Origin of the sequence: Pseudocitrobacter sp. 73 (genome assembly GCF_008369545.1) — a bacterium.
Classification (GTDB): domain Bacteria; phylum Pseudomonadota; class Gammaproteobacteria; order Enterobacterales; family Enterobacteriaceae; genus Pseudocitrobacter; species Pseudocitrobacter vendiensis.
On the sequence record NZ_VTZO01000003.1, the window covers coordinates 16999 to 29056 of the forward strand.

A 12058-nucleotide genomic window follows, 5' to 3' on the forward strand; every position below is an offset into this window, starting at 1 on the left:
ACCACCTCATGTTGAGCGATGGCCCCGGCAGTTGCGCCGGGGCGAAGAATCAGGACAGGAAGCCCAGCGCATTGCCGATAATCCCTAAGCCAAACAGGGCGAAGATCAGCCATACGGGGTTAATTTTTTTGTTGAGCAGACGCACCATCAGCAGTGTCAGACCGAGCGCCAGCAAACCAGGGCAAAGTTGGTCGAGAATGTTCTGCACGGTCATGGTGACGGTGGAGCCGTCTGCGGCAGGCGTTTGTGAAACCACCAACGGTACGTTGATTGACGTCCATTTGGTGACCAACACGCCCATCACAAACAGGCCAAGAATCGACGCGCCTTCGGTCAGTTTTTGCAGCACATTCCCGCCCATATCGCTGACAATATTCACGCCTTTGCGAAAGCCGAGCTGCAGCCCATACCACTTCATCGCCAGACGCACCGCGTTGAAAATAAAGAAGAACAGCAGCGGGCCGAGAATGTTGCCGGACAACGCCAGCGATGCGCCGAGCGCGGCGGTAATCGGGCGTAAGGTCCCCCAGACCAGCGGGTCGCCAACCCCGGCCAACGGGCCCATCAGGCCAACTTTGATCCCGTTGATGGCGCCGTCATCAATTTCAGCACCGTTGGCGCGCGCTTCTTCCATCGCGGCGGTCACGCCGATGACCGGGCCACACACGGCTGGTGTGGTATTGAAGAACACGAGGTGACGCTTCAGCGCGGCAACCTGGTCTTCTTTCAGTGGATACAGGCGCTTGATGGCGGGGATCATGTCGTAGCAAAAACCCAGTCCATGAATGCGTTCAAAATTGAAGGACGCCTGTTGCAGGTTGGAGCGTAGAAACATGCTCACCAGATCGCTGCGTGTGATTTTTCTCTGTTCCATGATGGGCTCCGTTAGTCGTCAAGCTGGTCAAGGGCGGTGGAGGAATTTGTCTGGGGTTGCGGTTCGGACTTACGCCATTGCGGATTCAACTGGATATAGACCAGCGCGATAATCACGCCGACGCCGCCAAAGGCCAGCAGGCTGAGGTCGAGATAGCCTCCCGCGATAAAGCCAAGGAAAAAGAAGGGCATCAGGTACTTTACGCCCATCATGCGCAGCACCATGGCGTAGCCGACGACGACAATAAAACCGCCCGCAATTTGCAGACCGCGCGTGACGAATTCCGGTATCGCGCTCAGCATATTGCTGACCATATCGGCGCTGACGAACAGCGAGACAATCAGTGCCGGAATAGCAACGCGCAGCGCCTGAACGCCAAGCGCGGAGACATGCAGAATATCGATGGTGCGAAAGCGTGCTTCTTCTGCGGCTTTATCCGCCGCGTGCTGGAACACCACGGTGATGGTGCGGGCGAAGACCGTCAGCACCTGGCCTGCCGCCGCCACGGGAAGGGCGATCGCGATGCCCGTGGCGATACTTTGCTGGCCGACGATAACCAGAATGGCGGAGATAATGCTGGCGAGCGCGGAATCCGGAGATTGCGCTGCACCGACGTTCATCCAGCCGAGCGCAATAAGCTCCAGTGTGCCGCCGAGCATAATCCCGGTTTTAATGTCGCCAAGGATTAATCCAATGACCGTACAGGCGATAAGCGGGCGGTGAGTCTGAAATTCATCCAGCACGCTGCCCATTCCGGCAATACAGGAAAAAAGAAATATGGCAATGATTTGTAGGGTACTTATTTCCATTATTTGTCACCTTTTAAGTGTCGTCATCCCTGCCTGTTAAAGCATACGTACACAGGCGCTATTATTTAATTTGTGGCTAATTGCTCTTTTATTTTGTCGATAATATTAATAGAAGGATCTGACGCTACAACGCGTAAATCCAGTGTGACGCCAAGATTATTCAGTTCATTAAATGCCTCAATATCCTCATCATCTAATGAGACGGCTTTGGTTAACTGTTTTTTGCCAGGCCGCCAGGCCATTCCACCTATATTCAGGGTGCCGATTTTCACTCCCTGACGAACCATCGCTAAGGCATCCTGGGGACGAGTGAAAAGATAGAATACGGTTTCGTCCTGGTATTGGGGGTTGTGATACACCGCGACGGCTTTTTCAATATTGACCACGTTAACCTTCATTCCCGGCGGTGCGGCCTGACGCAATAATGTCCGGCGAACGTCATCGTTATACACCTCGTCATTGCAGATAATAATGCGCTGGGCATTAGCCACTTTCGACCAGACGGTGGTGACCTGGCCGTGGATCAGGCGGTCATCAATGCGGGCGAGCGTAATGTTCATCAGAAATCCTCCTCAGCCGTTTCCAGTTGTTTCCAGACAACGCAGGTTTGCGTTGCGATTTGCGTCAGGTGTTCACACAGTTCATCAACGTTCATGCTGCCCTGGTTATCGACCAGCTCGAGCGCCAGCGGCAGAGAAAGGCCGCTGATCACCCGCAGGCGCGGGTTACGCATTGCAAGCGTCGCGGCCGCATTCCAGGGACTACCGCATTGTAAATCTACGGCAATCAGCCACTCGTCCTGATTGTAAATACTCACTAACTTTTCCAGCTTTGCCACGATGTCTCCGGCGTTCTCGCCGGGCACAAATTCCACTGCCTCGACATTGGCGTCGCCGTATACCATCTGAACCGATTCCAGCATGGCGCAGGCTAATTTGCCGTGGGCGCAAAAAATGGCGTTGACCATAAAGCTTCCTTACCCGCGCGTTTTACCGCCCGCGATGTTAGTGGTTACTCCGGTGATGTAGCTGGCGCGTTCAGACAGAAGATAACAAACAAAATCAGCTACTTCCGCTAATCTTCCGGAACGCCCAATAGGAATGGAATTTTTGGTGTAGCCTTCGCGCAGTTGCTCAACGGTGATATTGCGCGTCCACGCCAGCGCCTCTTCATATTCCGGCGTGCGCAGCCCGGTTTTTTCCAGAATTCCCGGCGCGATGCCGACCACACGGATACCGTGTTTACCCAGCTCTTTCGACCAGGAGCGGGTGAAACTATTGAGCGCTGCTTTGGTGGCGGCGTAGCAGCTCTGGCCCTCTGAGCCTTCCAGCCCGCTTTCCGAGGAGACGTTCACAATCACTCCATCGTGTTGTTTGACCATCTGCCGCGCCACTGCCTGTGACATCAGAAAAACGCCTTTCTGGTTGATATTGACCATTTTTTCAAACGCGGCTTCATTGAGTTCATATTGCCCGGCAGGCGCTTTTTCATCGACCAGCAGACGCGGGAAATTGACCCCGGCGTTGTTCACCAGACCGTCGATGCGGCCAAAGCGCTGGATAATTTCCGAAACCGTATGATTCACCTCTTTGGCGCTGGAAATATCGGTCGGCCAGAACTGATACCCTTTATGGCCTTCATATTGACCGTCACCACCGTGAATATCGGCCATCTGCACGTTTGCGCCTTGCGCTAATAATTCTTCGACAATTGCCAGGCCAATGCCGGATGCGCCGCCGGTGACAATAATGGTTTTATCCTGCAAATTTAACCACGTTTGCATAACAGACTCCTGATTTTAGGTAACAGAGGCCCGCCGTAATTTTTCATTACGGTAAAAGTCGGGCAGATTTTTTATTTCAGTAACAGTTCTGCGGTGTCGCTATTTGTTACCAGACAATTAATATATTTTCCGCGTAGTGCGCCAATAATACCGCTGTATTTTTCTTTGCCCATGGCAATGCCTATAGAATAACGCGCCTGCTTTAATTTATTCATCTCGATTGAGAGTGTTTTCTCACTCATATTGGTATCGACCGTTACGCCGTGAATATCATAAAAGCGCGAGCAAATATCGCCGGCGACCTGGCGGGCATTCAGGTCGTCACTCTCTTCGCCGCCATAAAATGCATGCCAGTTAGCACCATCGCGAATGGCTGGTGAACCAATCCCTACCAGCGCAACATCCAGGTTATCCCAGTAGGCCGAGATGGTTTTAAAGTGTTGAGACTGCATGATCCCATTACGAATTAATGGGTTATCCAATAGGGCAGGAAAATCTGCGAGATGCGATTCCCCTTTCAGCTTCGCCGCCGCGCTATAGGTTAATGTGTTCACGTGATAGCGGCTTTCGAGTTTTCCGGACGGCCCTCCGATAATCGGCACACAGATTAACTGCCGGGATTGCGCTGCTTGCGGTAGATTTTCGACCAGAGCGCGTACCGCGCGGCCCCAAGAAAAACCGACAATATCGCCCGGCTCCAGCAATCGATCCAGCAACTGCGCGCCGTGTAACCCCATCACGGTCAGTTGCGTGTCTTCCTCTTCATCATGCCCCGACACCACCACGGCTTCTTTCAGGGCAAACTTTTGCTTCAGTTGCTGCTCCAGCCAGAGGTTTTCGTTGTAGTCATAGTTGATAGCGATGGTGACAATACCCTGCTCGCGGCCTCGTTTAAGCAAGCGGCTGATCGTCGTTCGATAAATTCCCAGCTCACGCGCGATTTGCGCCTGCGTCATATCCTGTTCGTAATAGAGTTGGGCAATCTTTACAATCAACCGGATATCGTCACTGTTTTCCATTGCCGCCTCCTGGTTCTGCACATATGTGCAAATACGCTTTTTAACCGCTTGATCTGATATAACCCCATTGCGTGGGGCTTTAAAAGCGATTTTTCACTCTTTGCGTGAGATGAAACGGCGAATTCTCTTGCACATTTGTTTATGCGCGTAGCATTCATCAGCACAGATGTGCGGTAATTCGTAATCTCTTGATTATCTTGATTTTGACAACGCAAAAATGCACCCGGTTTGTGGCGACACTTTTGTGATAAAAGGCGCGGGAGATCACATTTAATTGCGACGTTGCCGCATAACCCTGTTTTTCATCGCTAACAGGTAGGGTATATTCCGCGTTTTAGAGGAGAACTTATGCTGCCCGACTCATCCATCCGTTTAAATAAATACATCAGCGAAAGCGGAATTTGCTCTCGTCGCGAAGCCGATCGCTATATCGAACAAGGTAACGTTTTCCTTAACGGTAAACGCGCCACCATTGGCGATCAGGTGAAACCTGGCGACGTTGTAAAAGTAAACGGTCAGTTGATTGAGCCTCGCGAGGCAGAAGATCTGGTGCTGATTGCGCTGAACAAGCCGGTGGGGATTGTCAGCACCACGGAAGATGGAGAACGCGATAACATCGTCGATTTCGTCAACCACAGCAAGCGCGTGTTCCCGATTGGCCGCCTGGATAAAGATTCTCAGGGGCTGATTTTCCTCACCAACCACGGCGATCTGGTTAATAAGATCCTGCGTGCCGGTAACGATCATGAAAAAGAGTATCTGGTTACGGTAGATAAACCGGTAACGGATGAGTTCGTGAGCGGTATGGCGGCGGGTGTACCGATTCTGGGTACAGTGACGAAGAAGTGCAAAGTGAAAAAAGAAGCACCGTTTGTGTTTCGCATCACCCTGGTACAGGGCCTGAACCGTCAGATTCGTCGCATGTGCGAGCACTTTGGCTATGAAGTGAAGAAACTGGAACGTACGCGCATCATGAACGTTAGTTTAAGCGGTATTCCGCTGGGCGAGTGGCGTGATTTAACCGACGATGAGCTCATCGACCTGTTTAAACTTATCGAAGGTTCCTCTTCGGAAGCGAAGCCAAAGGCGAAGGCAAAACCGAAAACGGCGGGCATCAAGCGCCCGGTGGTGAAGATGGAAAAAACGGCTGAAAAAGGGAGCCGCCCGGCGTCCAACGGTAAGCGTTTTACCTCGCCGGGGCGTAAGAAAAAAGGGCGTTAATCAGCGTCTGCCGCGCGTCGGCGTATTCGCTGACCAGGAAAACGACGCTTCCGCATCTGGTTTATAAGCCTGCTTTTTCTTCAACTGGCGGGCTTTCTTCGCTTCAGCTTCACGCGCAACCATCAGCTTATCGATGTACTCTTTCTTGATGCTGTTGGTTTCGGCATTGGTCAATACGCGGCCATGCGCGATACGGGCGCGATCAAGCAACGTTTTCAGTTCACGCTGCTCGCGTTCGGTCATCTCTTTTTGGGTGATGCGGGGGAGTGCCATGATGGTGCCCTCAGTTAGCCAGAGAGTCCAGTGTACGGGAAATTAGCTGAGAGCAGAATGGTTTAATCGAATCGTCAGGTCAGGCGAGGCGAGCGTACTGTCTTTTCTTTTCCGGTCCGATGATATCCATCGACTTTTCGTTTTGGCCGATTGCTGCGAGCTTACGGCCATCAATGGTTGACCAAAATGCTAAGGCTTGTTTTGCCGCTGCCCTGACGTCGACGGCATCAATTTTTTTATGGGGTATGGTCATGATGACTCCTGTATGAATTTTGTCCATCGAACGTCACTTTAACTTAAAATAGTTCGCATAACAAATAGGAAGAATAACGCGACATTCAGTATGCAATATCTTGTGCGTTGAGCGTTCTTCTTTGAATAATCTCTTTTATATCAATGACTTCAGCAGACATTTTATTATAGCTGTTGGCGACTTGTGCAAAGCCGTACGTACGATAACGCGGCTGAGCGTCCGGAACCGGATCACAAATGAATACCTCGTTTAATCCGAGCATGTCGCAAAAAGTGGTTGAGTAGATAAGGGCAATCGTCAGGATGTTTCCAGTTAGCATACTCACTTCATGCGCAATAAAGTTTTCCAGCATACAAATTGCGAATTCATTTCTTTTGGTATCGTATTTACAAAGGATGACCGCATGCAGCGAACCCGGCGTTGATCGGTCGGTGAGCTTGAGATGTATATCCAAAATACCGTTGCTGATACCACCGTAATAATGGCGCATCCCCCATGACCAGTTGAGAGAACTATCTGCAACCCCCGCAGCTAATAGAGATTTATCTTCTGCGCTTAGGATGTCTACCGAAATGGAGCGCCATCCCAAAATTAGAATGATTTCCTGAGTGATATTAATACAGTAATGGTGAATTTCCTGAATTGATAAGTTGCTCATCCGTGCTGCATCCCTCTGCCAGTGATCCTTGTACGAATCTTACCGCTGAGAGTTATCTTCACGAGATTTGTAATAAAAATCCGGAAAGCGTCTCGCAAATAATTTATGGATAGAACATCAAACCCGGCAAGTTCGCCTTACCGGGCTGTAAGTCATCCCTCTTTCACTGCATCCCTTGCCTTCTCATCAAGCGGCTTCCCGGACCAGTAACCCGCAAGCAGTGAGCCGGAAAGATTGTGCCAAACCGAGAACAGCGCGCCGGGCAGCGCCGCGAGCGGGCCGAAGTAGATTTTACCCAGAGCAGCCGCAAGGCCAGAGTTTTGCATCCCCACTTCAATGGCCAGTGTGCGGCAGGTGGACTCATCAAAACCAAACAGCTTCCCGCCCCAATAACCGCCGAGCAGGCCGATTGTGTTGTGCAGAATGACGGCGATAATCACCACAAAACCGACCGAAGCGATGTGTGATGCGGAACCGGCCACCACGGCGCTGATAATCGCCAGAATGCACACCATTGAAAACGCGGGAAGAAAAGGCTCTACGGCTTTCACCACGCGTGGGAAGAGATGGTGCACAATCAGCCCCAGACCAATGGGGATCACCACGATTTGCAGAATGCTCAACAGCATGCCCATTACATCAACCTGAATATGCGCATCGACGTACAGACGGGTGAGCAACGGCGTGGCGATCACCCCAACCAGTGTAGAAACAGACGAAATGGTGACCGACAGTGCGACGTCGCCTTTCGCCAGATAAATCATCACGTTGGATGCAGTACCGCTCGCCACGCTGCCAACCAGCACCATCCCGGCAGAAAGCTCCGGCGGCATCTTAAACAGTAGCGCCAACAGCCACGCGGCGAGCGGCATCACCAGATAATGCAGGAAAATCCCCGCCGCAACTGGTGCCGGGCGTGAAAGCACGCGTTTAAAGTCGTCCACTTTAAGATGCACGCCCATGCCGAACATAATCAGCATCAGCAGAGTTGGCACCCACGGGCCGATGGCAGTGAACGTGGGCGGCGTGTAATACGCAATAACGGAGAGCAGCAGCGCCCATAACGGGAACAGCCGGGTCAGAACAGCGAGCATGTTGTATTCCTTGCGATAGCGTTGTGTTTGCATTGTGTTGTTATAAAAAGGCCGGGTTCGAGCCCGGCCATAGGTATTGTTTATCGCGTGGAAGGGGATTATTCAAATAAATTATGCTCATGTTCCCTTGTGAACACTCTCCCAGCTCAATCCAAAACGTGCCAGATATTTACGTAATCGATCGGCGTCGTTAGGGTTGGCCTTTTTCTGCCGGGAGACAGCAAACAGCATTCTTCCTGCTTCTGAAAGCGATGCACTGGTACGGCACACGTCCAGAACGGTCTCCAACTGGCGCTGATCAAAGAGATCAATTTCCTGATTAACGATCGTCGTTTCACTTGTGGTTTGCCACTCGGCCTGTAAACGAGCAATTTCTTCACCGACGACAGCGAGCGTTATACGTCCGTTCTCGGCAAGTGTTGCCATACGCGTGATCGATGCGCTTAATTCTCTGAAGTTTCCGCGCCATATTGCGTGTGGTGAGCAGGCAAACGAAAGATAGCACTCACGCGCCTCTTTATCGAAACGCACCTGCGATTGTTGTTCACGGGTAAATCGCCCCAGTTCGTACTCAACGTTGGGTGCGATATCTTCACGCCGTTGAATCAGCCCTGGTAGTGCGAAACTCCACATATTGATACGCGCGTAAAGGTCTTCGCGAAAACGCCCTTCGGCGATCCATTGGCGCATATCGCGATGGGTGCCGGCAATCAGTTGAAAATCGCTATGCATCTCTTTATCAGAGCCAAAGGGGAAGAAGGTTTTTTCCTCAATGGCTTTCAACAGCATCGCCTGTTCATCCAGTCCCAGTTCGGCGATCTCATCAAGAAACAGGACGCCGCCATCGGCTTCCCGCAGCAAACCGGCGCGTGGTGTTAATGCGCCGGTAAAGGCGCCTTTGACATGCCCAAACAGCGTGGACATGGCGTTATCGCCGCGCAATGTGGCGCAGTTGATGGCCACAAATTTTCCCTCAACCCGATGACGCGACTGACGAAGCTGAAATATCCGTTTTGCCAGAAATGACTTCCCCGCACCGGTCGGCCCGGTGAGCAGGATGGGCGCACTGGAACGCAGGGCCACGCGCTCAATCTGGTCAATCAGCTTGTTAAAGGTGGCGTTTCGCGTCTCAATACCGGCTTTCAGAAAAGAGACAGATTGCTGCTGTTCGTGCTGAAAACGGCTGGTCAGGGTGGCGTAACGACTTAAATCAAGGTCGATAACTGAGTACTCGCCTGCAGCGATGGCTTCATCAGAAGAACCTTTCGGCGCCGGGCTGGTTTGCAGCAGGCTGGCGGGAAGATAGCGTGCTTCTGTGAGCAGAAACCAGCAAATCTGCGCTACATGCGTCCCGGTGGTGATATGCACCAGATACTCTTCGTTTTCCGTATCAAAAGGATAATGCGTCGCAAAGTCGAGAAAGGCGGCGTAAACCTCTTCGAAATCCCACGGGTCACTAATCGTCACCGCATGTGGACGCACATCGGTGTGCGGCGAGAGCAGGGCAACATCTTCAGCCAGCCGTTGTGCCATGTTTTCGTCACGCGGCTGGTGGAGTAATTCCAGGCGGTCTATGGGGAAATCAGCCTGCTGGCATAACCCTACCGTGGGCCGCCATTTCTTAAATCGATTTGCTCGCTTGCCACGTTTATCCAGGACTGTACCCAGAACGCCAATCACTACCCGCCGTTTTTTCATGGTTTATCCAGAAAGATAAATATCGATATAAAAAGATAAATTTTAAGCGAGGTAAAGGCAATGCCTCTTGCTCGCTTAAAAAATAAAATCGTTGTTAATCATGTGATTATAAAACTTTATTGCGATTTCTCTTTTCTGGCACGCTTCTGGCAATAACGACAATGGTCAACGTGCTGAATATGCAGGGGTTTAAAGCCCCGCCGGCGCCCCAGGAACAGCTGAGGCTGTTTTCCCGAGAGCGTTCCGTCTCAGTCGATGACACGCAAGGGTTCGATTCCCGATTCATTTACTCAATGAACACTGGTTGTTATTCATCGAACAAAACCGTGGATTGTGCAGGTGGCAATCCGCAAAACAGGCTGCCGGTAATGATGCCGTGCGACAGGCAAAAGGGAGTTCCCCTGTCGCTTCGCCTCTGCATTCGCACCTGATTTTTATAAGGAACAGAAAATGACGAAGAAAATCACAATCCGAAAAGGTCAACTGGGATTACTGGCAAAAAATGGCGATTACTACCGTGTTCTGGAGGCAGGTGAACATCGTTTACCCTGGTTCACCACGCCGGACGTGTTGGTAGTAAACCTGGACGGTGGCGAAGTGCCTGATGAGCTGGCGAACTGGCTGCGTCGCTATCAGCCAGAATGGGTTGAACGCTACTGCGTGATCGCCGATTTAACCGACTCTGAAGCGGGCGCGTTATATATCAATGGTGTATTGCAGGAGATCCTCGCGCCTTCCACGCGTCGTTTGTACTGGAAGCCCGTTGAAGAGATGCACGTGATGCGCATGGATACGCGGCAGGTTCAGGTGCCTGCAGAGGTCATGAACGCAGTGTTACAGCCACGACGCAGCGGTGCGGTAAAAGGACGCGATATTATTCTCACGGTCTCTATCGCAGCGTGGCATGTGGGGGTTTTAAAGGTTGATGGGGAAACGCAGGCATTACTGCCACCCGGTTTAAGCGCTTACTGGAAGGTGAATCATCTTGTAGAGGCCGAGGCGGTCGATACCCGACTTCAGGTTCTGGAAGTGGGCGGACAGGAGATTCTGACCAAGGACAAAGTGAATCTTCGTTTGAATCTGGCAGCGAACTGGCGTTACCAGGATGTTTTGCAGGCTTTTGGGCAACTGGCGAAGCCAGTAGATCACTTATATCGCGAGCTGCAATTTGCGCTACGTGAAGCCGTGGGAACACGCACGCTCGATGAATTGCTGGAAGATAAGCAGGTCATCGATCAGGTGGTGAGCGCACAAGTGAAAGGCCGCATGGCGCCGTTGGGGATTGAAATTGCGTCTTTAGGCGTGAAGGACATTGTGCTGCCGGGCGAAATGAAAACCATCCTGGCGAAGGTCGTTGAAGCGGAGAAATCGGCGCAGGCGAACGTTATCCGTCGACGTGAAGAGACGGCTGCAACGCGTTCGCTTTTAAACACAGCCAAAGTCATGGAAAACAGCCCAGTGGCGCTGCGACTCAAGGAAATGGAAACCTTAGAAAAGGTGGCTGAGCGTATCGATAAAATCTCGGTCTTTGGCGGTCTTGACCAGGTGCTACACGGTTTAGTGAATATAAAAGGGTAGAGTAAATGATGAATAACGGCGTTAACGGCGCGATGCGCGAGCGGGTATTACGACAGCTCGAAGAGGTGGAGCGCCGTTATGATGTAAGAGTGCTTTTTGCCTGTGAATCCGGTAGCCGGGGTTGGGGATTCGCCTCGCCTGATAGTGATTACGACGTGCGCTTTTTATATGTTCACCCGCCGGAATGGTATTTGCGGGTTGAGCCCCAGCGAGATGTGATCGAACTGCCGATAGATGAGGAGCTGGATGTGTGTGGTTGGGAGTGGCGTAAAGCGCTTGGGCTACTAAAAGGGGCAAATCCTACGCTTATCGAATGGCTGGATTCGCCAATCGTGTATCGGCAGGACGATGTGACAGTGTCGGCATTGAAAGCGCAGATCCCGTTTTGGTTTTCACCGCTTCGCGCACGCTGGCACTACCTCTCAATGGCGCGGAAAAACTTTCGTGGTTATTTGCAGGGGGATGAAGTCAGATTGAAAAAATATTTCTATGTACTGCGTCCGCTTCTTGCCGTTCGCTGGATTGAAGCGGGAAAAGGTGCTCCACCGATGCGCTTTGCCGAGTTGTTGGCAGGTAGCGATCTGGAGGCGTCATTGCGCAGGGAGATAGACGAACTGTTGATGCGTAAAATGCGTGCAGGAGAAGCGGTATATGGCATGCGGCGTCCGTTATTGCATGCATTCATCCTCTCAGAGCTGGCAAGAAGCGAAGTGGCTCTGACGCTGCCCGACACACGTGAGGGAAATATCCGCGCGCTTGATACACTGCTTTATCAAACGGTGATGGTGTGATCATATT

14 protein-coding genes are annotated in these 12058 nt (G+C 51.7%); 3 read left to right on the plus strand and 11 right to left on the minus strand.

The window, feature by feature from the left end; translation table 11 throughout:
- Positions 1-49: 49 nt before the first annotated feature.
- The 6 genes from F0Q32_RS02010 to F0Q32_RS02035 all read right to left on the minus strand — a co-directional run bounded on the left by F0Q32_RS02010 (position 50) and on the right by F0Q32_RS02035 (position 4485).
- The gene (locus F0Q32_RS02010) at positions 50-874 is read right to left on the minus strand and encodes a PTS system mannose/fructose/sorbose family transporter subunit IID (protein WP_015966358.1); all 825 of its coding nucleotides are present in this window, start codon (positions 872-874) and stop codon (positions 50-52) included.
- Between the two features lie 11 nt (positions 875-885).
- On the minus strand, positions 886-1683 hold the full coding sequence (locus F0Q32_RS02015) for a PTS mannose/fructose/sorbose transporter subunit IIC (RefSeq protein WP_149461754.1): 798 nt from the start codon (positions 1681-1683) through the stop codon (positions 886-888).
- A 65-nt stretch (positions 1684-1748) separates the two neighbouring features.
- Entirely contained in the window at positions 1749-2243 is a 495-nt protein-coding gene (locus F0Q32_RS02020; protein ID WP_149461755.1) for a PTS system mannose/fructose/N-acetylgalactosamine-transporter subunit IIB, read from the minus strand.
- The gene (locus F0Q32_RS02025; RefSeq protein WP_149461756.1) at positions 2243-2650 is read right to left on the minus strand and encodes a mannose/fructose/sorbose PTS transporter subunit IIA; all 408 of its coding nucleotides are present in this window, start codon (positions 2648-2650) and stop codon (positions 2243-2245) included. Before F0Q32_RS02025 ends, F0Q32_RS02020 begins: the two co-directional genes overlap by 1 nt.
- 9 nt (positions 2651-2659) lie before the next feature.
- Positions 2660-3466 carry an SDR family oxidoreductase gene (locus F0Q32_RS02030; protein ID WP_149461757.1) on the minus strand — a complete coding sequence of 269 codons (807 nt, stop codon included), beginning with the start codon at positions 3464-3466 and terminating at the stop codon, positions 2660-2662.
- Between the two features lie 71 nt (positions 3467-3537).
- On the minus strand, positions 3538-4485 hold the full coding sequence (locus tag F0Q32_RS02035) for a sugar-binding transcriptional regulator (RefSeq protein WP_149461758.1): 948 nt from the start codon (positions 4483-4485) through the stop codon (positions 3538-3540).
- A 348-nt stretch (positions 4486-4833) separates the two neighbouring features.
- On the opposite strand from F0Q32_RS02035, the gene rluF reads away from it, so the two are divergent.
- The gene (rluF, locus tag F0Q32_RS02040) at positions 4834-5706 is read left to right on the plus strand and encodes a 23S rRNA pseudouridine(2604) synthase RluF (RefSeq protein ID WP_149461759.1); all 873 of its coding nucleotides are present in this window, start codon (positions 4834-4836) and stop codon (positions 5704-5706) included.
- Here rluF and F0Q32_RS02045 read toward each other — a convergent pair whose 3' ends face one another.
- The 5 genes from F0Q32_RS02045 to rtcR all read right to left on the minus strand — a co-directional run bounded on the left by F0Q32_RS02045 (position 5707) and on the right by rtcR (position 9682).
- Positions 5707-5979, minus strand: a complete 273-nt coding sequence (locus F0Q32_RS02045) for a DUF3811 domain-containing protein (RefSeq protein WP_149461760.1) — start codon at positions 5977-5979, stop codon at positions 5707-5709. It lies immediately after the preceding gene.
- A gap of 79 nt (positions 5980-6058) precedes the next feature.
- Positions 6059-6232 (minus strand): hypothetical protein, encoded by a 174-nt coding sequence (locus tag F0Q32_RS26075; RefSeq protein ID WP_188016814.1) that lies wholly within the window; start codon positions 6230-6232, stop codon positions 6059-6061.
- A gap of 85 nt (positions 6233-6317) precedes the next feature.
- Positions 6318-6890 (minus strand): hypothetical protein, encoded by a 573-nt coding sequence (locus F0Q32_RS02050; RefSeq protein ID WP_149461761.1) that lies wholly within the window; start codon positions 6888-6890, stop codon positions 6318-6320.
- Between the two features lie 152 nt (positions 6891-7042).
- The gene (panS, locus tag F0Q32_RS02055) at positions 7043-7984 is read right to left on the minus strand and encodes a ketopantoate/pantoate/pantothenate transporter PanS (protein ID WP_108475993.1); all 942 of its coding nucleotides are present in this window, start codon (positions 7982-7984) and stop codon (positions 7043-7045) included.
- 117 nt (positions 7985-8101) lie between these two features.
- A complete protein-coding gene (gene rtcR, locus F0Q32_RS02060) occupies positions 8102-9682 on the minus strand; it encodes an RNA repair transcriptional activator RtcR (RefSeq protein WP_149461762.1) in 1581 nt (526 codons plus the stop codon).
- A gap of 450 nt (positions 9683-10132) precedes the next feature.
- Here rtcR and F0Q32_RS02065 point away from each other — a divergent pair, with 450 nt between their 5' ends.
- Both F0Q32_RS02065 and F0Q32_RS02070 read left to right on the plus strand, forming a co-directional pair.
- On the plus strand, positions 10133-11260 hold the full coding sequence (locus F0Q32_RS02065) for a slipin family protein (protein ID WP_149461763.1): 1128 nt from the start codon (positions 10133-10135) through the stop codon (positions 11258-11260).
- 5 nt (positions 11261-11265) lie between these two features.
- On the plus strand, positions 11266-12051 hold the full coding sequence (locus F0Q32_RS02070) for a nucleotidyltransferase domain-containing protein (protein ID WP_149461764.1): 786 nt from the start codon (positions 11266-11268) through the stop codon (positions 12049-12051).
- The last annotated feature ends 7 nt before the right edge of the window (positions 12052-12058 follow it).

Excerpts from the sequence above, each read along its gene's own strand:
- F0Q32_RS02010 (WP_015966358.1), bottom strand. The coding sequence starts at position 874 with ATGGAACAGAGAAAAATCACACGCAGCGATCTGGTGAGCATGTTTCTA.
- F0Q32_RS02015 (WP_149461754.1), bottom strand. The coding sequence starts at position 1,683 with ATGGAAATAAGTACCCTACAAATCATTGCCATATTTCTTTTTTCCTGT.
- F0Q32_RS02020 (WP_149461755.1), bottom strand. The coding sequence starts at position 2,243 with ATGAACATTACGCTCGCCCGCATTGATGACCGCCTGATCCACGGCCAG.
- F0Q32_RS02025 (WP_149461756.1), bottom strand. The coding sequence starts at position 2,650 with ATGGTCAACGCCATTTTTTGCGCCCACGGCAAATTAGCCTGCGCCATG.
- F0Q32_RS02030 (WP_149461757.1), bottom strand. The coding sequence starts at position 3,466 with ATGCAAACGTGGTTAAATTTGCAGGATAAAACCATTATTGTCACCGGC.
- F0Q32_RS02035 (WP_149461758.1), bottom strand. The coding sequence starts at position 4,485 with ATGGAAAACAGTGACGATATCCGGTTGATTGTAAAGATTGCCCAACTC.
- rluF (WP_149461759.1), top strand. The coding sequence starts at position 4,834 with ATGCTGCCCGACTCATCCATCCGTTTAAATAAATACATCAGCGAAAGC.
- F0Q32_RS02045 (WP_149461760.1), bottom strand. The coding sequence starts at position 5,979 with ATGGCACTCCCCCGCATCACCCAAAAAGAGATGACCGAACGCGAGCAG.
- F0Q32_RS26075 (WP_188016814.1), bottom strand. The coding sequence starts at position 6,232 with ATGACCATACCCCATAAAAAAATTGATGCCGTCGACGTCAGGGCAGCG.
- F0Q32_RS02050 (WP_149461761.1), bottom strand. The coding sequence starts at position 6,890 with ATGAGCAACTTATCAATTCAGGAAATTCACCATTACTGTATTAATATC.
- panS (WP_108475993.1), bottom strand. The coding sequence starts at position 7,984 with ATGCTCGCTGTTCTGACCCGGCTGTTCCCGTTATGGGCGCTGCTGCTC.
- rtcR (WP_149461762.1), bottom strand. The coding sequence starts at position 9,682 with ATGAAAAAACGGCGGGTAGTGATTGGCGTTCTGGGTACAGTCCTGGAT.
- F0Q32_RS02065 (WP_149461763.1), top strand. The coding sequence starts at position 10,133 with ATGACGAAGAAAATCACAATCCGAAAAGGTCAACTGGGATTACTGGCA.
- F0Q32_RS02070 (WP_149461764.1), top strand. The coding sequence starts at position 11,266 with ATGATGAATAACGGCGTTAACGGCGCGATGCGCGAGCGGGTATTACGA.